Source organism: Leptospira mtsangambouensis (assembly GCF_004770475.1).
Taxonomy (GTDB): Bacteria; Spirochaetota; Leptospiria; order Leptospirales; family Leptospiraceae; genus Leptospira_A; species Leptospira_A mtsangambouensis.
Genome location: NZ_RQHK01000017.1, coordinates 1,257,135 through 1,278,607 on the forward strand (window position 1 = coordinate 1,257,135; position 21,473 = coordinate 1,278,607).

The window sequence follows — 21,473 nt, forward strand, 5'->3', positions numbered from 1 at the left end:
GGATTTGGACGGGTTTTACGCCCGACCGATTTCCATTGCCTTATTCATCATGGCTTTGGACCCATTGATGAGTTGGACATTGGCCTCATAGGACCGAGAAGCAGAAATCATATCTGTCATCTCCGTGACGATATTGATGTTCGGAAGTTCCACGTATCCTTTTTTCGGGCCAGTTTGGATGGCATCGGGATGGGTTGGGTCATAAGTGAGTCGTAAAGGACTCATATCCTTTTCGATTTTCATTACCTTTACCCCTTTGCCTTCGCCGGGAGCGACTCCAAAAGGATACACAGGGCTTTTCCAATTAGTTCTTAGGTTAATCGGTGTTAGGATGACGCGATCTCTACGGAAAGGGCCATCTCCATTAGTATTTCTCGTGGTTGTCGAGTTGGCGATGTTATTCGAAATAACATCCATTCGGAGTCTTTGGGCAGAAAGGCCAGTGGCAGATATATTAATCGAATCAAACATTCCCATAACTTACTCCTTAGTTGGTTCTCATCACAATGTTGAGAAGGCGGTTGTTTTGGTTGAGGCGATCAATCATAAGGCTGTAACTCATTTGGTTTTGGTTTGCTTCTACCACTTCTTTTTCAATGTCTACGTTGTTTCCATCGGGTCTCATCGTTGTGAGGTAATCCAAATTGGTTTTGGGTTTGGCATCCCGATAATCTAGCGGTTTAAAAAATTCAATATGACGATCGTTAGTGATTTTAGTCGGAACTGCTTTGTCCTTTTCAATTTTTTCTGATTCGATGGCGCGTTTCAGCATAGACTCAAACACCACTTCCGAACGTTTAAAATTAGGAACATCCGCATTGGCAATATTATCTGTAATCACTTTACGCCTCTGGGTCGCCGCACCAAGGCCACGTTCCAAAAGGTCTTGAGTTTTCATGAAATGTGTTGCTTCAAACATATTTCTCTTCCTCTCTACATTCCCCTTCGGTCGGTTTTTCTTCCCCCTAAAGCATTTTATGTCGCCTCCATTGATTTTTTTGGGGCGGCCCCAATGGTTTCTAAAACCAAACGGAGAAGCAGGAAGGGTCGGGCTCTCCCTCCAATCCTCCCCAAGGTTCTGGGGAGGGATTTCCGCTCGATCCCTGCCGCAGGTTATGGAACTAAAATCCGAGTTCTTGGAGGGATTGGGAGGACCAAACGGGAGTCCTTCCTTCTCGTAAGTATCGTATTTCCTTTGTTTCTAAGGAAACAATATGGAGGCCATACTCTCTATATCGATTCGATTGAAATACGATTTCTTTTCCGTTGGGGGAAAAGTCAGGGGAAGAATCAGAATAGTTACCAAATGTGATTTGTGAAACTTCATTGGTTTCAAAGTTCACAGTGTAGATATGACTGTATTCACCTGAACCATTTCTTGCTGAGGTAAAGGTTATCCATTTTCCATCGGGTGACCACTTGGGATCGGCATCAGATCCTAAGTCCACACTTGGATGCACAAAATTTGAAATTTGGGAATTGGATAAATTCATCATGTACAATCGAGAGGGAAAGGTTCCCGCAAAATCTTGATTCGATTGAAATACCATATATTTTCCGTTAGGTGAAATCCCGGGAGCAGCATGTAATTTATCTCCTGCTTCATAGAGAGTAGTCTCTGTTCCAGTTTTCAAATCATGTTTCATCAATCTAAGTTTGGAGGGAGCAAAATAGGTTCCTCGTTGAAAAACAATTGAGGAGGAATCGGGAAACCAAGCGGCTCGTTGGTTTTCATCCGGGGCAGAAGTGTTAGTGATACGCCTTACTTCGCGAGAGGGAAAATCCATCGTGTAGATTTCTGGTCGATTGTGCCCATGAACCGTTCGGCGACTATTAAAGGCAAGATTCTTACCGTTGGGGCTCCAACGAGGAGCTAAATCTCTACCAACATTTTCTGTTACATTGATGGTTCGATTTTCTTTTAGGCCATAAAGATAAATTTCATCATCTTTATCTGGATCAAAAGCAAAAGCAATCGTTCCATAATTGGAAAAAGCAGAGATAAGAGCTAAGCCTAAGAAAAAATCTTTCCCCTCTTCATTTTTATCAGTGCCGCAACGAACCACACCAAACACCAAAAGGAAACTTACAAAATATTTAAACATAATACCCTCCGTTTGCCAATTTCCGTAAACGCAATTGTGTTGCAATAAATAAATGCAACTTTGTTGCGTTTATTTATTGGGATGGAAGGAGAGATCCCGTTGAAAGATTCTGGAATCAGGTAATTTCAGGATGTGAATGGAATTTGAAAGTCATTGAAAAAGGTAAGTGACTGTCGAATGAAAATCACTGAAAAAAGTAAGTCACTTTCCTTATCCACCGAGTGCCAATCGAAACCCATTCGATCTAGCCATCCAATTCTCTGTTTGAATCAATTTCTCTATGTTTATTTTTTAGTTCTATTTTCTAACTCCAAAAGTAAGGACTGGACGCGGGAGTGTTTTGAGAGATACCAATCAGAAAAAATCCCAACAATCCCTCGGAAGAGTTGGATGGGAACCCAACGAGCCGGTACGATGATTCTTGGTTTTCGCTGTTTCAAACCATGCACCAATGCCTTTGCCACTTTTTCAGGAGGAATGGCTTTTCTTAAAATAGGTGGAAATCCGATCTCTCGCATGGTTGTTGTTAAATGATCTCCTCCAAAAACACCCTCTGTCAGTGGAGTCGTAATCCAACCAGGATACAATACACTGGCACTTGCAGACTTGCCTGCAAGTTCTGCCCGAAGAGAACGGACAAACATTTCAATCCCCGCTTTGGAAGTGGCATAAGGTGCATTGCACATTCCATTTGTGAAAGCATAGATGGAAGAGGTAACAACCACTTGTCCTTGGTTTTTTACAATTTCAGGTAAAGATGATTTGACTGTGCGCCAAACACCTAACAGATCCACTTCCAAAATTTTTTCAAATTCAGATTCATCACTATTAAAAACAGTATAAGCGGATTCTTTCCAAGAAATTCCTGCATTGGCAAAAACTATATCAATTTTCCCAAAAGTAGAAACGGATAGATTGGTTACTTTTTTTATGGATTTCCAATCAGTAACATCCATTGCTTTTGCTAATACTCGTTCTTTTGCAAACTCAGCTGCCAATGTATCCACTGATTTTTGAGATACATCTGTTAATACAAGTTTGGCACCTTCTGCATACAGTTCTTTTGCGCAAGCGGTTCCAATTCCGCCGGCTGCACCTGTGATGAGAACTACTTTATCTTGTAGATGATAAGCCATATGACACCTTCTGTCCTGTTAGGGTAATGGTTTAGATCAATAGTCAACTTCTTATTCAAAAAGAACCAAAAGGCGAGTTTGTTTCTTTATAGATCTAAAAAAAGAAAAGGGAAAATGATTACAATGGATACAAGAAGAACGCAAGTTATATAAGTAGGTTTCTACTCTCGAAATATTTCTTAGTTTAATTCTTTGATTTTTTGTTCTAAGAGTGCGATTTCTTTTTTGGATTTTGTTTTTTGAATTGCCTTCTGATAATGTAGAGAAGCCAATTCGCTATTGGAATTAGAATATAAATATCCAAGTAATGAATGGTAATCACGATTTTTATAATCTTTATAATTTTCCATTTCATCCAATGCTTTTTGTTTTCCGTTAACTTTTGAATAGGCGAAAACTCGATTTAAAAAAACAGACGGAGATTGGTAAATTTCCAAAAAGTTATCATATATGTTTAAGATGTATTTCCATTTTTCTAAGGACTCTTCTTGCGTATGCCAATAGGCAATGGCAGCTTCATAATGGTATCTTGATCGTGAGGTTGTACTAAATGCCTCTAAAAAATATTCGTTTCCTTTCTGAATCAAGTTTTGGTCCCATTTAGATTTATCTTGGTCAGTAAAAATCACAACTGACCCTTGCGTATTTGTGCGAGAGTCGAGTCGAGATGCCTGAAAACAAAAAAGAGACATGAGTGCTAACAATTCAGGTGTTTTAGTCGATTTTGTAAGAGTTAAGGAGAGTCCCAGGTTCATCGCTTGTTTGATTAAATCGATACGAATCACTGAATCTTTTGTTTTTGACGAATAACCTTCGTTAAAAAGAAGATAAACTGTTAAAAGGACTGAGTCCATCCTCAATTTAATTTCATCAATTGTAAGATCTTTGATTTCAAATTTTGATTGGCGTAATTGTTCGCGTGCGCGGAATAAAATTTTTTTTACAGCTTCTTTGTTTGAATGAAGAGCAAATCCTATTTCTTCAACACTAAAGCCGCATAAAATTTGTAAACTTAAACAAACTCTACTTTTTGGAGAAATCGTATTTTCGCAAACTGCAAAGATCATTGCGAGGTGACTGTCGGAAATTAAACTTTCTTCAAAACTAATGTCTTGTGGTTCTTCAAAATTTGAGTTTAGAACATGATTTATTTTTTTCGTTTCAGATATTTTTTTTCTAAAACCATCTTTTGCGATATTTTTGGCAACAGTGTAAAGCCATGCAGAAGGATTTTCTGGGATTCCATTTTGTGGCCAAACTTCGGTAGCTCGTAAAAATGTTTCTGCAATAATGTCCTCAACTACATCAATGTCTTTCAAACTAAAATGACGGCACAAAACGGCCGTCATCTTTACTTGTTCTCTACGAAACAAATCCGATAGGATTTTGGTTTCTTGATTAACTATGGTCATCAGGAGTTACGACTTTTCTAACTTCGACATTCCCTCCGATTTTTAGAATTGGACAACCTTTCGCAATTTCAACAGCACCAGTGAGTGATTCTGACCTAACAACGATATAACCATTGATGAATTCTTTGATTTCTGTGTAAGGTCCATCTGTCACCAAATTGCCCGGACGAACTGTTTTTGCATCTGAAATCGCCAAACGGTTTCCTTTGTCAGCCAATTGTTCCTTAGCCGATAAATTTGCCATCCAAGCCATCCATTCTTGTAAGACTTTTTGCATTTGGTCAGGGGATGGTCTTTCTCCCTCTTGGTTGCTATTTCGAAAAATTAATGTGAACTCTTTCATTTTTTACCTCAAATGAATAACGTTTCCATTTTGGAAATGGGGACATGGATTTGAAAAAAATCTCATCCATACCAGTTTCCATTGAGGTAATTGTAAAAAAAAGTTCAAAATAGATGGGTCGAGAGTTATCTCTTGAATAAACAAACGACCCCGAATTTGTTTTAAGAAACTAAAACTTCAGCTCCGGCTTTTTTCTTTGGTTTTTGTTCTTTTCGTTTTCTATCTCTTTCTTCTGTGACTTGTTCATAATAAGTTTCATAGTAAGGAAAGTTGGTTCCCATGAGACGATCCCATACATTAAAATATAGAGAGTAGTTGCCTTGGAATTTTTGGTGGTGGAGGTTATGGTGAGTGGATGTATTGATCCATTTGGTTATGGGGTGAGATGCCCAACCTTTTGGGAAAAACTCATATCCTAAATGCCACCAAATATTCAGGATCATCGCATAAAAAGTATGGAATAAGACTACATAAAAATGGACAGGAACAAACATAACAAAAGGAACAATGTAGATAGCTTCTAAAAATGCTTCAGTGGCTTGGAACCGGTAAGCAGCAAGTGGAGAAGGATTGACTGATTGGTGGTGTTCCGAATGGACATGTGGGTAAACTTTTTTGATATGAGCGAACCTATGCATCCAATAGAACCAAGTTTCATGCCAAATCGTAAAAAGTGCGAAACTAAGGAAAATATATCCGATTCCTGACCAACTGGTAACTGGCCCAAAGTACACTGCACTTGGGACAATTTTTGCTTTCATCAAGGTGATATTTGTGACTGCCACTAATGTGAAAACAAGTAATGTCACTGCGGATTGACGAAACTCTTTCCAAACTTTTTCAGCCTTGGGATAAACTTTTTGGATGCGATAGGTTTCAAAAAAATCCTTTCGCCAAACATAGAATAATAGAAATGCTAACCCTGCAATTGGGTAATAACGTAAGAAATTTAAAACACCTTGCGTAAAACCAATTTTGGTAACACAATCTAAAACTAAATCACACTCAACTGGTCCACCAAACATAGAACTCTCCTAACCCTTTGCCCTGAGAATGAAACCATTCTAACAAAAAACAAAACCCAAATCGACCGGATCGGTAAAGTCGGAATAAAAAAAGATTCCGAGCGGGTCCATCCGGATCATTTCCCAAGCAATTTTCTAAATTCGCTAGGACTTGTACCTACTTCCCGTTTGAAGGCATCATAGAAAGTGGATTTGGAAGGGAACCCAACGTCGTAAGCAATCGTGAGTATGTTCCTTTCTGGATGGGAGGCAAACAATTCTTTGGCTTCTTTGATGCGGTAGTGATTGACCAATTGAAAAAAATTTTTCTTTTGGTGTAGGTTCAAATACTCGGATAGTTGGTGTTCTGAAAGGTTCATCTCTTTGGCTAATTTTTCTAAATTGATACTGTCATCCCGATAGATTTTTTCTTCTGCCATCAAACGGAGAAGTTGGTTTTGAAGAGTCTCTAAATTGAAACCGCCTAATTGGGAGGTTTGGTATTTTTTTTCTTCGATGACTATCTTCTGAACTTCACCCCATAATTCTGGGCTTTTTTGTCGCAAAAGATATATGCCAATGAGAAGGAACGCGATGAGTGTCGAAACAAGTTCTAATCCATGCCTTTGGTGGAAAAATAAAGTATACACTCCCACTAAACTCGAAAAAGCTCCAATCCCGACGACAATTCCCACCAAATGAAGATGAGCCGAACTTTTAAATCGTTCCAAACGAATGTATTTTGCCATTTGTGTAAAAACATAAAAAGCAGCATAAAATATAGGTAAAACTGCGAAAAGAATTGTGATTTGAAACTTAAGTGGAACTCCTTCTAACAAATATTTTGTATGCAGAGCAATTTTTTCGGAAGCAGAAGAAAGGTAAAAAGGAGTTAATAGAATGGTCACAATGACAGCGGGCACCAGTTCCCAAAAGGAAAATTGATTCCTGTTTGGGCTTTCGTCCCAAAGTTCTGAAAAATATCGTTTGAGAAGGGCACCAATGCAAGCCGTGAAAGGCAAATGGACCAAATAAAAATGCGGAAAAAATTGGTAAAGTCCACTGGTTGTCAAAAAGGTATGCGCTTGGAACATTGCGGCAAAGAGAAATAATAACCCTTGCACTTTGGTTTGCCCACTCGAGTTTTTTCTAAGAAATTCTCCCCAGGCAAAGAGCAGGGAAAGTCCGGCAGAAAAAACAATCAAATGACTTGTGATATTCCACATTGTGGTTCATATTTGAATCAATCGATTGGATTGTAAAATAAAATCACTTGCCTCGGGTTCGTTCTGAAATAGAATTACGTTTGAAACGTGGATACCATTCATCGACAATCCTCCTTTCTTTGGGAAGGAAGCAACTTAGAAATCCATCTCCCGGCGGTTCTTACTGCTTCGGAAACGGGAAAAGATTGGACTGCCTTTTTCGATATCTTAAAAAAAAATCCCCCTCGCACAATCGTTGTACATGCAGGTAATTTGGAGGAAGCAGATTCTTCAGGGATTTCATTTTTAAAATTAATTCGATTGGAATGTGAACAAAGAAAAATCCAGTTCGCCTTGTATGGATTAGGTGAGCAATTTCGATACCGCCTAAGTGTTTCCGAAGACGATAGCAAAAAGAATAAGGAAACACATTCTAATTCTTTAAGAAGGTCAGAAAAAATCGGGAAACTAACCATTGATTCTTTGTTAGAATTCAAATATCTGATTACATTCACTGGTGAACTTACGGTTTCTTTTTGGCGTTCTTTTTTGCATCCTTCAAAAATCCGATGGAAAGACACCTTTCGTGTAGCGGAATCCATGGGAGTCAATGCATTCCCTATCATAGCGATGATTGGATTTTTACTTGGTCTTATCATGTCCTTTCAATCTGCAATTCCGATGCGAAGGTTTGGAGCAGAAATTTTTGTCGCCAATCTTGTGGGCCTTTCTTTGTTTCGGGAGCTTGGTCCGCTGATGACAGCTTTTATTCTTTCGGGAAGGTCTGGTTCTGCTTTTGCTGCGGAACTCGGCACCATGAAGGTTTCTGAAGAAATTGATGCACTGACTACGATGGGTCTTCCTCCTGTTCAATTTCTCATTATCCCTCGTTTGGTGGCGTCCTTACTTATGACTCCTCTCCTCACCATTGTTTTTAATTTATTCGGACTGATCGGTGGGGCAGTAGTGTTGATTAGTTTTGGTTTTCCACTCATTACTTTCATCAACCAAGTGAATTTGGCTGTGGGTTTGTCCGATATCTTAGGTGGGCTCTTAAAATCTTATTTTTTTGGGATGATCATTGCATCCATTGGTTGTTACCGAGGTCTAAAAACAGCATCAGGTGCAGGGGCTGTTGGGGAATCTACTACCTCAGCCGTTGTTGGTTCCATCATACTTGTTTCCATCTTAGATGGAATTTTTTCCGTCTTATACTTTTATCTACGAATATGAAAGAAAAACCAATCATTCGAGTGGAACATTTAACAACGGGATACGGCCATACAGTCATTATGGAAGATATCTCCTTTGAAGTGAACCGAGGCGAAATATTTGGAATTCTCGGTGGTTCCGGCTGCGGTAAATCTACTGTATTAAAAAATATGATTGGTCTCACTTCACCATTTAGCGGCCGTATATGGATTGATGAAGATGACATCGTTTTGGCAGAAGGAAAGAAAAAAATAGAAATCTGGAATCGAATTGGAGTGATGTACCAACAAAGTGCTTTGTTTGGTTCCATGTCCTTATTAGAAAATATTCGACTTCCTTTAGAAGAATTTACAAAACTTCCTTTGGCTATCATGAATGAAATAGCTATGACCAAATTAAAAATGGTTGGGCTTTTCCCTTTTGCTCATCTGTATCCTGCTGAACTTTCGGGCGGTATGAAAAAACGTGCAGCCATTGCCCGTGCTATGGCAATGGATCCAGAAATTCTTTTTTTGGATGAACCGAGTGCAGGTCTAGATCCTATCACTAGTGTGGAGTTAGACCACCTAATCATTCGTTTGTCGAGAACATTAGGAGTTACTTTTGTGATCGTAACTCATGAACTTCCCTCTGTTTTTACTATGGCAGATCGAGTGATTGTTTTAGACAAAAGCAAAAAAGGAATCATTGCAGAAGGCAAACCGAAAGATTTAAAAGAAAAATCAAAAGACCCTTTTGTAAAACAATTCTTCAATCGTATCCCTCAGGAGAGTTCTCAATTATGAACCAATCGAATAAAATATATTTCAAAGTTGGGGTTTTTGTCCTAGTTAGTTTTTTTACACTGATTTTGTTTTTAATTGTTTTCACTGCTGGGAATATCTTTCAAAGATCAGTTAGCCTTGAGACGTATTTCGATGAATCGGTCCAAGGTTTGGACATTGGTTCTCCAGTGAAACACCGTGGCGTAAAAGTTGGGACAGTCCAAGAGATTACTTTTGTTCAAAATGAATATTCGGATAAACTCACAGAAGATACAGAACTTCGTTATGGAAGATATGTTTTGATTAAAATGTCTGTTCCTGATTTTGTAAAGGGTGTATACGGGAATGATTTAAAAAAAACCGTTCAGAGAATGATTCAAAGTGGTCTTCGTGTTCGCCTCGCCTCACAAGGATTAACTGGAACAGCATACCTTGAAGTTGACTATTTAAATCCTGAAAAAAATCCTCCTTTGTCAATTGAATGGGAACCAAAAACAATTTATATCCCTTCGGCCCCAAGTACCATCTCTCGTTTCACTGCATCCGTAGATAAGTTTTTCGACAAAGTAGAAAAAGCAGATGTTGATAAAATTCTATTAGGTGTGGGTGAACTCATTCGAAATCTAAACCAAACCATCCAGGAAGCAAAGTTGGGAGATTTGGCACGTGAATCCACTGGGCTTCTCGTTGACCTACGTAAAACAAATGCAGAAGTAAAAGCACTCATCGCTAGTCCTGAAACGCAAGGTTTGCCTAAAAAATTAGATGCATCAGTGACGCAGTTACAAACTACATTAAAACGATTGGATACACTTCTTGCTTCGAATCAAGGTGATATATCTACATCAATTGAAAATTTAAGAATCGCTTCAGAAGATTTAAAAGAAGTAACTTCGAATGCGAAAAAATATCCTTCTCAGTTTCTTTTCGGAGAAGCACCAAACAAGTCTAAACTTTGGAAATAAAAGTATGAAAGCTTTGACCCGTTTTTTCATTTTAATTGGATTCACATTTGTTTTCGCCCAGTGTTTTGGAGTTAGTAAAACATTTCCTGAAAAAAGATTTTTTTTAATCGAAGTTGGTGAAATCAAACAATTGTTTGCTGTTCCGAAACCAAGGACTTTTGTCGTTCGAAAGGTTTTTATTTCTCAAAGATTTGAAGGAAAAGAATTTGTATATCGCAAAGAAAATGCTGTTTACGAATCCGATTTTTATAATGTTTTTTTTATCCCTCCGGCCCATAACTTTAAAGAAGAGTTTGTTCGTTCTCTTTTAAAATCCGGTAACTTTGAATGGGATGCGAGTATGAACACCAGAATCAATGTTACACATTTTATTGAACTAAACCTTTCTCAAATGTATGGAGACTTTCGTACCAAAGAACCAAAAGCGGTTCTAGAGTTTGAGATTGTGGTATATGAAGATAAGGATTCAATTTCTACACCAGTGTTCAGAAAAACTTACAAACAAATCCAACTCATTGAAAAAAAAGATCCCGAAGCTTTGGTCCTTGGTTGGAATCTTGGTCTTACCAATACATTTAATGAGTTGAATGCTGATCTAAGCACTCGGTTAAAATGAGTTTAGAATTCAAATACCTCATAAAGTAACAGTTCTTCTTTACTGTATTTTTTTCTTTAAAAGATACAAAATACATATCGGAAAGGAGGTTGCTTTTCTATTAAAACTAGTGTCAATAGTAAGATCTTAAAGGACGTACTATGAGACTCATCGAATCGATTGCACCATTTTATATTCTACTTCTGCTACTCGAGGTACTTTATACTCGTTTTAAAAAGCAGGATTATTATTTTTACGAAGATTCTTTGGTGGACTTGAGTTTGGGAGTTCTCAGCCGAATATTTGACGGTGTAATCCTACTGGGTTTGGTTTTTGTATACAGTGAGTTATACAAAATTTCTTGGGGAGAAACTTTTCTTTCAAAAATCTTTTTATCAACTTCTTCTCCTTTGCATTGGATTCTCCTTTTTATAATCCTTGATTTTTTGTTTTATTGGGCTCATCGATATAGCCATGAAATCAAAGTATTGTGGGCCTCTCATGTAGTGCATCATTCAAGTGAAGAATTTAATTTGTCTGTTGCTCTTAGGCAGTCATTTGTTCGTAATATAGGAATCGGACTTTTTTATTTGCCACTTGCGCTTCTTGGTTTTCCAGTTGAGTCTTATTTGATCATTGATGCATTAAATCGTACATACCAATTCTGGGTTCATACTCGCACCATTAAAAAACTCAACAAGTGGTTTGAATTTATATTTGTGACACCATCTCATCATAGGGTCCACCACGCAATGAATCCAGAATATATTGATAGAAACTATGGAGGAGTGTTTATATTTTGGGATCGTCTCTTTGGAACTTTTTGTGAAGAAAAACAAGAACCTAGGTATGGCCTTGTTTCTCAACTGAAAACTTATGATCCTGTGACGGCGGAACTTCATGTGTTCCGTGATTTGTTTGGTGATTTATGGAAAACAAAATATAAATGGCAAGGGATCCGTTCTTTTTTTTCTTATCCTTCAGTTCGGCCTGATGACCTACAATCGATTCTTGATCGTGGTGTCAGAGATCCAAAAATTTGGCTGAATCACAACAGATGGGATATAGATAGAAAATCCAGATTACCTCAATACAGACACAAAGCCGGAACTTCAATGGATCGAATTTATCTTTTGATTTCATTTTTGATTCCAACTGTTATTACTTTATATTTTTTAAAAAGAATGCATCTTTATTCTTTAGGAGAAATTGTTTCTGTGTTTTATCTTTTGGTTTTTTCCTTTGTTTCCTTGGGAAAACTTCTAGAAGGAGAAAGGATATGGTTTCGATTTGAGATTCCAAAATATATTTCTTGGCTTGTGCTTCTCGGCTACTTTTTCTTATAGTAGGAAAAGATGAAATATTTACATACAATGATTCGTGTTTTGGATTTGGATCGTGCTTTGCATTTTTTTGTGGAGATCCTTGGTTTAAAAGTCACACGAAGGAATGAACACCCGGAAGGCAAATTCACTCTTGTGTTTTTGTCTACAGGTGATGCGGACGCACCTGAGATCGAACTCACATACAATTGGGGTCAAACAGATCCATACACAGTCGGTAGAAATTTTGGCCATTTGGCATATGAAGTAGATGATATATATCTTACTTGTGAACGAATCAAAGAATTGGGAGTTGTAATCAATCGACCACCGCGTGATGGCCGTATGGCTTTTGTTAGGTCACCTGACCTTATTTCAATTGAACTTTTACAGAAAGGTAGTCCTTTACCTCCAAAAGAACCTTGGGCCTCAATGCCAAATACTGGTGAGTGGTAGGTTTGAAAAAAAAACCAAAAATCGCCGTTATCGGTGCAGGTGCCTCGGGTTGTTTTGCTGCGCTACAGATTGAAGCCGAGTTACAAGGTTTATGTGAAATCCAAATTTTTGAAAAATCAAAAGAACCACTTTCTAAACTTCGGATTTCCGGTGGTGGGCGATGTAATGTAACCCATAACCTTTTTGATCCAGAACTTCTTTCTGATCGTTACCCGAGAGGAAATAAAGAACTGCGATGGGCTTTCGAAAGTTTTGGACCCAAGAATACAATCAATTGGTTTGGGAAAAGGGGAGTGGCCCTGAAAGCGGAAGCAGACGGTCGGATGTTTCCTACTACAGATTCTTCAGATACTATCATCCAATGTTTTTTAAACGAATTAAAATCCAAAAAAATCCCAATTCACTTTGAACAAGGATTAGTTGGCATTTATGTAAATTCAGAATCAGATCCTTCCCTTGGATTTCGGATTCTTTGGGAAGGTGGTCTGGAAGATACTTTTGATTTTGTTGTCATTGCAACTGGTTCTAATAGAAAAGTTTGGAGCATCCTTGAAAAATTAGGACATAAAATCATTCCTCCAGTTCCTTCCCTTTTCACTTTGACCTTGGAAAATACAGATATTATGGAACTTACTGGTCTTGTAGTTCCTTTTACTGAAATCAAAGTTTTGCCCAAAGGCAAACCACAGAAAGGACCGATTCTTATTACTCATTGGGGTTTGAGTGGTCCTGCCGCATTACGGTTGTCAGCTTGGGAAGCTCGAAATTTATTTGAAGAAGATTACAAAGTAGATTTGTCTATCAATTGGGTTGGAGGGGAGAAGACTCAAACCATTGAAGAAATTTACCTTTCTAAAAAAGAAAAATCTCCTGCAGAAAAATTGACTCCAGACCCGGATTGGAAACTTCCTTCCCGCTTTTGGGAATGGATATTGAAAGAAACAAAGATCCAACCAAATAAACGTTATTCAGATATTTCCAAGTCGGAAATTCGGAATTTGAGTCTTAATCTAACACAAACTAAATTAAGAATGGTTGCAAAAGGTGTTTTCAAAGAAGAGTTCGTGACAGCAGGCGGAGTTTCTAGAAAGGATATACAATTTCAAACCATGGAAAGTAAACAAACACCTGGACTTTTTTTTACTGGTGAAGTAATCGATGTAGATGGAATTACTGGTGGATTTAATTTTCAAAATGCCTGGACTACGGCGACCATCGCAGCCCGAGGCATTCGTAAAGCAGTTGTTATTTGATTCTATGTATTTGAATAAAATCAACAGTTTGTGCGACAGATCCAGGTGCACCTGATAGAATTACAACAGTATCTCCTGATTTTAACTTACCTTCAGATTTTAGAGTTTTGCTCATAAAGGCAATCATATCAGGAAACTTATCCATCATCGGCATCACATAAGCTTCTACACCCCAATACAACTGCATCTTTCTTGCTGTACCTAAAAATGGTGTGAATGAATAAATTGGTTTTGAAGGTCGAAACTCAGATGATAGTAGAGATGAATAGCCTGATCTTGTAAAATTGATAATTGCCTTTGCATTGATCAATCTAGAAATAGATTCAGCAGCGCTCCCAAGTGCGGTTCGTTCTACTTCAAACTCAGTTCTATCCATATTTCTAAGATGAGATAAATATATTTCTGATTCCTCTGCAGCTTGGATGATACTTGTCATGGTTTTGACAGTTTCTATTGGATATTTTCCCGAGGCAGTTTCTCCTGACAACATCACAGCATCTGTTCCATCCATAACAGCATTGGCAACATCACTTGCTTCTGCACGAGTGGGACGTGGGTTATCAATCATGGTTTCTAACATTTGTGTGGCGGTAATCACAGGTTTTCCCTGTTGGTTTAGTTTTGTGATCATCTCTTTTTGGATGATGGGAACATATTGTGTGTCTAACTCCACACCTAAGTCACCTCTTGCAATCATGATCCCATCGCAGTTTTCAATGATTTCTTCAATATTCTGAATGGCTTCAGGCCGTTCAATTTTTGCAATGAGTCCTGCATAACTATCTTTCATAAATTGTCTTGCCATCTCTAAATCACTGGCTCGTCGAACAAATGATAAAGCTATGTAATCGACGCCGAGAGATAAAGCGAATTGTAAATCTTCGATGTCTTTTTCAGAAAGAGCAGGTGCGGAAATGGGAGTTCCTGGAAGGTTGATCCCTTTGTTATCTTTTAAGGTTCCTCCAATGACCGCTTCTAAAATTGCTTTTTCTTTTGTTTTGGATTTTACAACAAACGAAAGTTTGCCGTCATCAATCAAAAGTTTGTGCCCAACATCAATGTCATTTAAGATGTATTGGTAAGTGCATCCAATTTCTTCCCTTGTTCCAAGGAAATCTGACTTGTTATTAATGGCAATTTGGTCACCCGATTTGAGCTCCAAAGGTCCCGTGCCTAATTTTCCAGTTCTGATTTTTGGACCTTGTAAGTCCGCAAGGATGCCGATGGACTTACCTGATTCTTGCTCACATTCACGTAATAATTCGAAGATTTCTTTGTGATAATCATGGGTAGAATGGGAAAAGTTCATCCGGGCCAAATCCATTCCTGAATAAATAAGATTTAGTATGGTTTCGCGATTAGCTGAGGCAGGGCCTATGGTACAGATGATTTTTGTGCGTTTGTTCGGGATTTTGCTGTCTTCCGGCATAGACCCTATTCTTAGCTTTTTTGATTTTTCCTGCAAGTAAATTGTACGGATTGAATTGACTTGTGTCATTTTTCGCAAAAATATCAATTTAATGGCATCTAATGCACTCGCTCTTATCTACCACTCTTCGTACAATCTCGAATTGCCGGGTCATGTGTTCCCGGCACATAAGTATTCTCATCTTTATAATCGTGTGAAAAGGGATCCTGTTTATGCATCTTGGGACATTTTGCTACCAAAAAAAGCAGAAGAGGCTGATTTAGAACTCGTTCATACAAAAGAATACTTAGACGATTTGTTTAGTTACGAACACACCTCGCGAACAATGTATTCAGAACTTCCACTTAATCGAAGTATTGTGGAAAGTTTTATGTATGGTGTGGGTGGAACTATGATGGCGGCAGAACTTTCAAAAACTTCGCGATTTGCTTTTAATATGGGCGGCGGTTACCACCATAGTTTCCCGGATAAAGCAGAAGGGTTTTGTTATTTGAATGATGTAGCAATTGCTATACGAAAACAAAAAGAAACAAATCCAGATTTAAATGCACTTATCATTGACTTAGATTTGCACCAAGGTAATGGGAATTCTTATATTTTTCAATATGATGACAAAGTTTTCACATTTTCGATGCACCAAGGTAATCTTTACCCAAAAAAAGAAGAATCTAACTTAGATGTGAACTTAGAACCGAATACAAAAGATGATGAATATTTAGCTACATTAGAAAGATCCTTAAATAAAATCCGAAAAGATTTTGATTCCAATATGATTTATTATGTTGCAGGAGCAGATCCTTATGAAGATGATTCTCTTGGAGAATTGAAAGTTTCAATGAAAGGATTGAAAGAGAGAGATTTGATGGTTCGCAAATTTGCAGAGTCGTTGAACGTTCCATGTGTTGTGACACTTGCTGGCGGTTACGCTCGTGATTTTCGTGATACCGTTGAAATTCATTTTAATACAATTACGGCATTCGGAGAAAAATAATGGGAGTGTTTTCGTCTACAGACAAAAAGAAAAACGAATCTGATTGGCTGAATTTAGATGATCTGTCTTTAGTTGATGTCTCCAAAGAACTAAACACTTCTCTCAACATGGAACCACGGTTGTTTAACCGGTTTACTCATTATGAAGTAGAACAACTGTTAGTAAGCGCTGGATTAATTTCTGCCGTTGAAAAACGCGGATTTCCAAACCCAATCATCGAATTAGAAATTCTTAACAACTTTGATAATCGCATTTATATTAAAACAGAAACTAAAAAGATATTGGTTCATACTCGCTTGAAAGTATCTCAATTTCAGATGAAAGGTGATGACGAACAATTTCCAATGATTTATATCGACTGGCTTCTGACTCAAAATATTAACTTTGAACCAGGGGACATCAAAAAAGAATTATACTTTGGACAAGAATATCCTGGACTCAATGTTTTAAACGAATTCACCGATTTCATTCGAGTCCTTTCCAAAAGACTCGGAACATCAGGTGCTTTTAATGTGCCTGAATACTTTCACGATGCAGTTTTATTTTCACGAAAGTTTCGTTTTATCGATCCAGAAAAAGAAGGAACATTTCGAGCCCTTGTGAAAAATTTTCGTGGCACTAATTTGAGAAGTTTGTCATCCCAGATCCATCAGAACAGAGTTCGTTATGAAAATGGAGAACCATATGAGTGGAAGTATGGAGAGATGATTTCCTGCACGGATCCTTATTTAGAAAAAAAAGTCTTTCATGAGGCTTATTTTAAAAAAGTTGATGAGGTCAAAGAAAAACTAAAATTCACATTGGTCTCAAAATAAGACTAAATTTTGCCGATACATCTAGTAGATGTCCGAGTATTCTTTTAAACCTGAGATCCTAATCATTGACGATGACACAGAAATCTGTGAAACCTTAGAGCTCATTATCAATGGATTGGGTTACTTCGTTCGGTATTTTACCAACCCATTGCAAGGTTTGGAATACTTTGAAGCAGAACGAAATCCAATCGTCTTTTTGGATGTCAATATGCCGCATACTTCTGGCTTGGATCTGTTACCAAAAATCAAAACCTATGATTCCAAAACCCAAGTTCTAATGATGACAGGGGAACACGATATTCAAACCGTTGTTTCCTCTCTTTATCATAGAGCCTCCGATTTTATTCTAAAGCCCTTCCATACAAAATCGATTGAAGCAGCAATTTCAAGAGCATTTGAATATTATAATTTTTTGAAAGATAAGGAATCGATCGATGAGTCCATCAAAAGGGATCTTCGGTTGGCTGCAAAAATTCAGTCAAAAACAATGAACCTTCCCCAAATCAGTCACAAGATATTTGCTGATATTAAACCCGTAAGTTTTGTATCAGGAGATTTTTTTCAAGTTTTGCCTTTGGATGAGGATCGTACTTTAATTTTGATGGGTGATATTGAAGGTCATGGTGTAACTTCTGGCCTCATTGCCATTTTGATGACAACGATTCATAAAGAATTGGCTAGAACCACAACGGTTGCTCCTTCTGAATTGTTAGTTCGGTTGAATGGAGAACTTTGTAATGCTATCGGAACTCATAGTATGACAGCAATTAGTATTGTTGTGGACCATCCTAAGAAAAAAATCACCTATGCTAGAGGTGGTCATCCATTCCCAATTGTATTTCAAAAAGAAAGTCGTGCCCCATTGATTTTACAAGACCAATCGGGACAAATTTTAGGAATTTTGAAGGAAATGGAATTTGCGGAAAATGAAATCCAAGTGGAAACAGGAGATCTTCTCTTTTTATATTCCGATGGACTTCTTGCTTCTAGCACACATCCGCTGGTTCAAACTTTGATCCAACTTCCTGGTGGAACCAATCGTATTGAAGGCATGAAAACGGAGATCACAAACTATATTCAATATTTAGAAACTTCTTCTAAAGCTGCGGATGACATATCCTATTTACTTCTAGAGATTTAATATATTTTATATTTGTTTTAGTTGCTTCTGTCAGAAACTGGCTCAGTACGTCTTTGGATTGAAACCTTCCATCTTCAAATCCTTTTTTCCAATTGGTTCTATGTGTGTTCATTTCGCGAATGATATCTAATTTTCCAGGGAAATCACAAAGTTGTTTTGTGATGACTTGTCCTTTATAAAATAAAAAATCACCTTTTGCAAAAAACTTTTTATCTTCTTTAGAAAGAGTCTTGATATAGTCTTTATTCTCTGCCACATAACTATGAATTGTTGTTTTTGTTACTTCCCATAAAATTTCTTTTTTTTGATTTGTTTTATTTAAATTCACTGCAGAAACAAGAACAATCACTGTGCCAAATAAAAAAACAGGGATCCATTCAAAGTGGATCTCTTTTGAATGAATCCAAAATTGATGAGTTAGAAAGGTAATGGGTAACCAATAAAAACCCATTAAGTCCCAATCCGCAGGAAAACCTAACTGTGGGTTATGGAAAAATCCATGGAGAAAAAAAGCGAAAATAGCAACAACAGTGACTTTTGATTCAGGGAGTCTGAAAAAATTTTTCCACTCAGATCGGGAGAAAAGAATTTGATACAGTAAAAATAAGGAAGGAATGGATACATTCCAATACAAAACAGAAAGGATTTCCTTGATGTGGTTTAAAGAAATCAATCGACTTTTCGGATAAAATGGAGGATGGATTAAATGAGTACTATTTCTATCAATGGATGGATCATGCAAAAATAAAAAATACAAAAACCAAGGAAGAAGGATAGAAAATCCGATGAAACTACAGACAATCAAATGTTTGATTTTCTTTTCCTTTGGAGAATGAAAATACCAAAGGTAAACCAAAAGAATTACCAAATATCCTGATACCAAATGAAATAACATCGATATCGCAACCAAAGCAGTTGCACCGTATAACAATAAATCATTTCCCTTCGGATTTTTTACAAATTTTGAGACAAAAATATAGAGAAATAAATGGTTTGCTGTTACAAGAGTATAGTTTTCTGCATAACCGAAGTTTAGCAATATACCACCTGACGAAAGTAAGATGAGTATTGATAATGAATTTGATTTTAAATTTTCTCTGGCTGCCCATAAAAAACCAAAAATCACACAAATTCCTGCTAGTTGGGATAAAAAAGTATAAGAAATTCTTGGGTCATCGGAAAAACCCAAATTCGATAAAAAATTGGAACCAAGGCTATGAAGGACAGTTTCTAGAATTTCATCTAAGGTGAATTGAAACCCAAATAATTTGGTTTCTAAAAGATTGGTTTCTAAAAGAAGAAGTCCATCACCCCAATCCATATTGCGAATTGGAAATAAAACTAAACAGACAAAGAAAATAAATGCAACGATCCAATCCGGATATTTATATTGTTCCAAATTTTTGAAGAAAACGAGACCCTTCGTTTTTCCATAAAGAACTACGGATTGGAGAAAAATGAAAAAGAGGGCAATGACAATGTAAACTAGGGAGTTTGCTGGAAAAAACCAAGGTTTGTTAGGTAAAAATTGGCAAACCAAAAGGAATAGATAAGGGACATATAAAAATGCTGTTTTCATAAGGAATCTTTTTCGTAGTACTCTTCTGGAATTTCTTTTGCTGTTATGAAAGGAAAATGACCTTTACGGATATTAAAAAAGACAAGTTCTGGAAGGCTATAAAATACAGTCTCAGTTCCTTTCGAAAATCTTTTCCCTTTATCAAAAGGAGCGGTGATCACTCCCACTGTAGTATAACCAATCCCCCACACTGTATTAAACAAACCATAAATTGGGCGATCCCAAATGGTTTCTTCCGTAAAAAATAAAAACGAATGATCGATGGGATTTGTTTTATAGATTTTTGAGGTGGGGACAAATCGATCTTGGAAATACCTTTCTGAAAATTGGTCAAGTTGTTTGCGTTTGAGATTTCTGTATGATGGATAAACTTTGATTTGTTTTGTAGAATCACTGGATTCTAATTTGAAAGCAGCTACGGATGGGATAAAATTGAAACTAATCACCTTGTTTGAAATTGGTTTCCAAAAAACATCATTCCCAATTTTACCTTCGGGAAACATTTCGTTCAAATAACGAATGAGTTCTGTTGTACAATTTTGATCCACCAAATGATAAGAATATAGATTTTGAATTCCTTTTGTGTATCTTTCTAGATTTTCTTCTTTTATTGAAATATCTTTATTCAAATCAATTGGTTCTATGTTTTGATTCAATTTGTTTTGGTATGGATTGTATCCTTTCCAATTGAATTCAATCCCTTCGATAAAATAGTTTGAATCTAAAAAACCTTGGTATCTCGTTAAAAAAGATTCCCAATTAAAAAAAAGAATGGGGTCATAACCTGAAGAAAAGATTTTTTTGTTTGTTTCAAATAAAATAGCATATTCTTCTTGTTTGGTGATTTTTATTGATTCAGGTATTTCTATTTCAGGGAGATAGGTAAAACCATCTAGATTTTTTTTGGGAAATACAATGTTTCCTTCTTTGATCGATTTTTGTACATAGAGGATCCGAATGAGTAAGGTCATTTCCTCCCAATCATTACATTCTATTTCAAAAAGACAGGATCTTAGGTCCTTTGCCAAATGATCGAGGTATCTTCCCCAGATTTTTTTTTCGGTTTCATCCAGTTGGAAATTAGGTCCTTTTAATTGTAGAAAGGCTTGGTCATAAGTTAAAACAGGATCTAAGAGAAACTTGCGAACAAAAATTCTTTTTTGTATGATTTTGTATTGTTCTGTTTTTGTTTGTAAGGAAGAGACCAAAGGGTAAGGTGATTCAGTTTTTGGTAATGATCGTATATCGTCTGTTAAATGTAGACTTTTTTCAAATTTTTCCCATTTGAATATGGTAGTTTCCAACTCTCTTTTTTCTTCTTCTGAAAAAGAAAATAAATTCAGAAAGGAAGGGTTTGGATCATGTATATTTGTAAAATAACCAAATCCTGAAATGGGTAATAAAAATTGATTTTCAGTTCTTTTTGTTTTTAAATTTTCCCATTCTTCTTCCAGTTTTTTTTGATTTTGGATATGTGTCTCTTGGACGAGATACAGTTCGTTCCATTTTTGTCTTAAAAGACGTTTGGATTGTTCCGATAAATCCCACTCGTAAAGTTCTATATTGCGATTTTGTACAACTCCATATTGGAATCGAAACTCATCCCATGGTTCTCTGACGATGTGGAAGATTTTGTCTTCGAAGGAATACTGCAGATGGTAAACCCTATCTCCCAAACGCAGTGCAGAATGCCCGCCACTGGATTGCCCTGAATTTGAATCAATGTATAAAAAACCAAATGGGTTT

General features: G+C 37.0%; 21 protein-coding genes. 10 read left to right on the plus strand and 11 right to left on the minus strand.

All coding sequences use genetic code 11. The features are described from left to right. Positions 1-15: 15 nt before the first annotated feature. The 8 genes from flgC to EHR01_RS18465 all read right to left on the minus strand — a co-directional run bounded on the left by flgC (position 16) and on the right by EHR01_RS18465 (position 7,226). Entirely contained in the window at positions 16-477 is a 462-nt protein-coding gene (gene flgC / locus EHR01_RS18430) for a flagellar basal body rod protein FlgC (protein ID WP_002975027.1), read from the minus strand. A 10-nt stretch (positions 478-487) separates the two neighbouring features. Continuing rightward, positions 488-919 carry a flagellar basal body rod protein FlgB gene (flgB, locus tag EHR01_RS18435; RefSeq protein ID WP_002975016.1) on the minus strand — a complete coding sequence of 144 codons (432 nt, stop codon included), beginning with the start codon at positions 917-919 and terminating at the stop codon, positions 488-490. A gap of 202 nt (positions 920-1,121) precedes the next feature. Further along, a complete protein-coding gene (locus tag EHR01_RS18440; protein ID WP_135697070.1) occupies positions 1,122-2,105 on the minus strand; it encodes a PD40 domain-containing protein in 984 nt (327 codons plus the stop codon). A 284-nt stretch (positions 2,106-2,389) separates the two neighbouring features. Then, complete coding sequence (locus EHR01_RS18445) at positions 2,390-3,241, minus strand: SDR family NAD(P)-dependent oxidoreductase (RefSeq protein ID WP_135697072.1); 852 nt, start codon at positions 3,239-3,241, stop codon at positions 2,390-2,392. A 179-nt stretch (positions 3,242-3,420) separates the two neighbouring features. Continuing rightward, positions 3,421-4,653: an RNA polymerase sigma factor gene (locus EHR01_RS18450; protein ID WP_135697074.1), complete on the minus strand. Its 1,233-nt coding sequence runs from the start codon at positions 4,651-4,653 to the stop codon at positions 3,421-3,423. Further along, complete coding sequence (locus tag EHR01_RS18455) at positions 4,640-4,996, minus strand: YciI family protein (protein ID WP_135697076.1); 357 nt, start codon at positions 4,994-4,996, stop codon at positions 4,640-4,642. Before EHR01_RS18455 ends, EHR01_RS18450 begins: the two co-directional genes overlap by 14 nt. A gap of 161 nt (positions 4,997-5,157) precedes the next feature. Next, a complete protein-coding gene (locus tag EHR01_RS18460; protein WP_135697078.1) occupies positions 5,158-6,021 on the minus strand; it encodes a sterol desaturase family protein in 864 nt (287 codons plus the stop codon). 116 nt (positions 6,022-6,137) lie between these two features. Next, on the minus strand, positions 6,138-7,226 hold the full coding sequence (locus tag EHR01_RS18465; protein WP_135697080.1) for an AraC family transcriptional regulator: 1,089 nt from the start codon (positions 7,224-7,226) through the stop codon (positions 6,138-6,140). An 87-nt stretch (positions 7,227-7,313) separates the two neighbouring features. On the opposite strand from EHR01_RS18465, the gene EHR01_RS18470 reads away from it, so the two are divergent. From EHR01_RS18470 to EHR01_RS18500, 7 genes are all read left to right on the plus strand, one after another. Continuing rightward, complete coding sequence (locus tag EHR01_RS18470) at positions 7,314-8,438, plus strand: ABC transporter permease (RefSeq protein ID WP_135697082.1); 1,125 nt, start codon at positions 7,314-7,316, stop codon at positions 8,436-8,438. Beyond that, complete coding sequence (locus tag EHR01_RS18475; RefSeq protein WP_135697085.1) at positions 8,435-9,202, plus strand: ABC transporter ATP-binding protein; 768 nt, start codon at positions 8,435-8,437, stop codon at positions 9,200-9,202. Before EHR01_RS18470 ends, EHR01_RS18475 begins: the two co-directional genes overlap by 4 nt. Beyond that, positions 9,199-10,146: an MlaD family protein gene (locus EHR01_RS18480; RefSeq protein ID WP_135697087.1), complete on the plus strand. Its 948-nt coding sequence runs from the start codon at positions 9,199-9,201 to the stop codon at positions 10,144-10,146. Before EHR01_RS18475 ends, EHR01_RS18480 begins: the two co-directional genes overlap by 4 nt. Positions 10,147-10,150: 4 nt before the next feature. Then, on the plus strand, positions 10,151-10,762 hold the full coding sequence (locus EHR01_RS18485) for an ABC-type transport auxiliary lipoprotein, LBF_0736 family (protein WP_135697089.1): 612 nt from the start codon (positions 10,151-10,153) through the stop codon (positions 10,760-10,762). A gap of 140 nt (positions 10,763-10,902) precedes the next feature. Continuing rightward, positions 10,903-12,087, plus strand: a complete 1,185-nt coding sequence (locus EHR01_RS18490) for a sterol desaturase family protein (protein WP_135697091.1) — start codon at positions 10,903-10,905, stop codon at positions 12,085-12,087. A 9-nt stretch (positions 12,088-12,096) separates the two neighbouring features. Then, the gene (locus tag EHR01_RS18495) at positions 12,097-12,519 is read left to right on the plus strand and encodes a VOC family protein (protein WP_135697092.1); all 423 of its coding nucleotides are present in this window, start codon (positions 12,097-12,099) and stop codon (positions 12,517-12,519) included. Positions 12,520-12,521: 2 nt separating this feature from the next. Then, entirely contained in the window at positions 12,522-13,772 is a 1,251-nt protein-coding gene (locus EHR01_RS18500) for a BaiN/RdsA family NAD(P)/FAD-dependent oxidoreductase (protein ID WP_135697094.1), read from the plus strand. On the opposite strand, the gene pyk is transcribed toward EHR01_RS18500, so the two are convergent. Further along, entirely contained in the window at positions 13,765-15,201 is a 1,437-nt protein-coding gene (gene pyk / locus EHR01_RS18505) for a pyruvate kinase (RefSeq protein WP_135697096.1), read from the minus strand. The genes EHR01_RS18500 and pyk overlap by 8 nt on opposite strands. 91 nt (positions 15,202-15,292) lie before the next feature. Between pyk and EHR01_RS18510 the strand changes: the two genes are divergently transcribed. The 3 genes from EHR01_RS18510 to EHR01_RS18520 are packed head-to-tail and all read left to right on the plus strand — an operon-like array spanning position 15,293 to position 18,148. Further along, the gene (locus EHR01_RS18510; RefSeq protein ID WP_135697098.1) at positions 15,293-16,192 is read left to right on the plus strand and encodes a histone deacetylase family protein; all 900 of its coding nucleotides are present in this window, start codon (positions 15,293-15,295) and stop codon (positions 16,190-16,192) included. Further along, the gene (locus EHR01_RS18515) at positions 16,192-17,007 is read left to right on the plus strand and encodes a hypothetical protein (RefSeq protein ID WP_135697100.1); all 816 of its coding nucleotides are present in this window, start codon (positions 16,192-16,194) and stop codon (positions 17,005-17,007) included. The genes EHR01_RS18510 and EHR01_RS18515 overlap by 1 nt, the downstream gene beginning before the upstream one ends. A gap of 28 nt (positions 17,008-17,035) precedes the next feature. Beyond that, positions 17,036-18,148 carry a SpoIIE family protein phosphatase gene (locus tag EHR01_RS18520; RefSeq protein WP_135697101.1) on the plus strand — a complete coding sequence of 371 codons (1,113 nt, stop codon included), beginning with the start codon at positions 17,036-17,038 and terminating at the stop codon, positions 18,146-18,148. On the opposite strand, the gene EHR01_RS18525 is transcribed toward EHR01_RS18520, so the two are convergent. Beyond that, positions 18,105-19,727, minus strand: coding sequence for a glycosyltransferase family 39 protein (locus EHR01_RS18525; RefSeq protein ID WP_135697103.1), 1,623 nt, complete (start codon positions 19,725-19,727; stop codon positions 18,105-18,107). The two genes, EHR01_RS18520 and EHR01_RS18525, sit on opposite strands and share 44 nt — an antisense overlap. After that, on the minus strand, positions 19,724-21,403 hold the full coding sequence (locus EHR01_RS18530; protein ID WP_244310187.1) for a hypothetical protein: 1,680 nt from the start codon (positions 21,401-21,403) through the stop codon (positions 19,724-19,726). The genes EHR01_RS18525 and EHR01_RS18530 overlap by 4 nt, the downstream gene beginning before the upstream one ends. Positions 21,404-21,473 lie beyond the last annotated feature (70 nt).

Coding starts and splice junctions, on each gene's coding strand:
- flgB (WP_002975016.1), bottom strand. CDS start 919: ATGTTTGAAGCAACACATTTCATGAAAACTCAAGACCTTTTGGAACGT.
- EHR01_RS18460 (WP_135697078.1), bottom strand. CDS start 6,021: ATGTTTGGTGGACCAGTTGAGTGTGATTTAGTTTTAGATTGTGTTACC.
- EHR01_RS18440 (WP_135697070.1), bottom strand. CDS start 2,105: ATGTTTAAATATTTTGTAAGTTTCCTTTTGGTGTTTGGTGTGGTTCGT.
- pyk (WP_135697096.1), bottom strand. CDS start 15,201: ATGCCGGAAGACAGCAAAATCCCGAACAAACGCACAAAAATCATCTGT.
- EHR01_RS18450 (WP_135697074.1), bottom strand. CDS start 4,653: ATGACCATAGTTAATCAAGAAACCAAAATCCTATCGGATTTGTTTCGT.
- EHR01_RS18525 (WP_135697103.1), bottom strand. CDS start 19,727: ATGAAAACAGCATTTTTATATGTCCCTTATCTATTCCTTTTGGTTTGC.
- EHR01_RS18515 (WP_135697100.1), top strand. CDS start 16,192: ATGGGAGTGTTTTCGTCTACAGACAAAAAGAAAAACGAATCTGATTGG.
- EHR01_RS18455 (WP_135697076.1), bottom strand. CDS start 4,996: ATGAAAGAGTTCACATTAATTTTTCGAAATAGCAACCAAGAGGGAGAA.
- EHR01_RS18485 (WP_135697089.1), top strand. CDS start 10,151: ATGAAAGCTTTGACCCGTTTTTTCATTTTAATTGGATTCACATTTGTT.
- EHR01_RS18495 (WP_135697092.1), top strand. CDS start 12,097: ATGAAATATTTACATACAATGATTCGTGTTTTGGATTTGGATCGTGCT.
- EHR01_RS18480 (WP_135697087.1), top strand. CDS start 9,199: ATGAACCAATCGAATAAAATATATTTCAAAGTTGGGGTTTTTGTCCTA.
- EHR01_RS18445 (WP_135697072.1), bottom strand. CDS start 3,241: ATGGCTTATCATCTACAAGATAAAGTAGTTCTCATCACAGGTGCAGCC.
- EHR01_RS18520 (WP_135697101.1), top strand. CDS start 17,036: ATGTCCGAGTATTCTTTTAAACCTGAGATCCTAATCATTGACGATGAC.
- EHR01_RS18490 (WP_135697091.1), top strand. CDS start 10,903: ATGAGACTCATCGAATCGATTGCACCATTTTATATTCTACTTCTGCTA.
- flgC (WP_002975027.1), bottom strand. CDS start 477: ATGGGAATGTTTGATTCGATTAATATATCTGCCACTGGCCTTTCTGCC.
- EHR01_RS18510 (WP_135697098.1), top strand. CDS start 15,293: ATGGCATCTAATGCACTCGCTCTTATCTACCACTCTTCGTACAATCTC.
- EHR01_RS18465 (WP_135697080.1), bottom strand. CDS start 7,226: ATGTGGAATATCACAAGTCATTTGATTGTTTTTTCTGCCGGACTTTCC.
- EHR01_RS18475 (WP_135697085.1), top strand. CDS start 8,435: ATGAAAGAAAAACCAATCATTCGAGTGGAACATTTAACAACGGGATAC.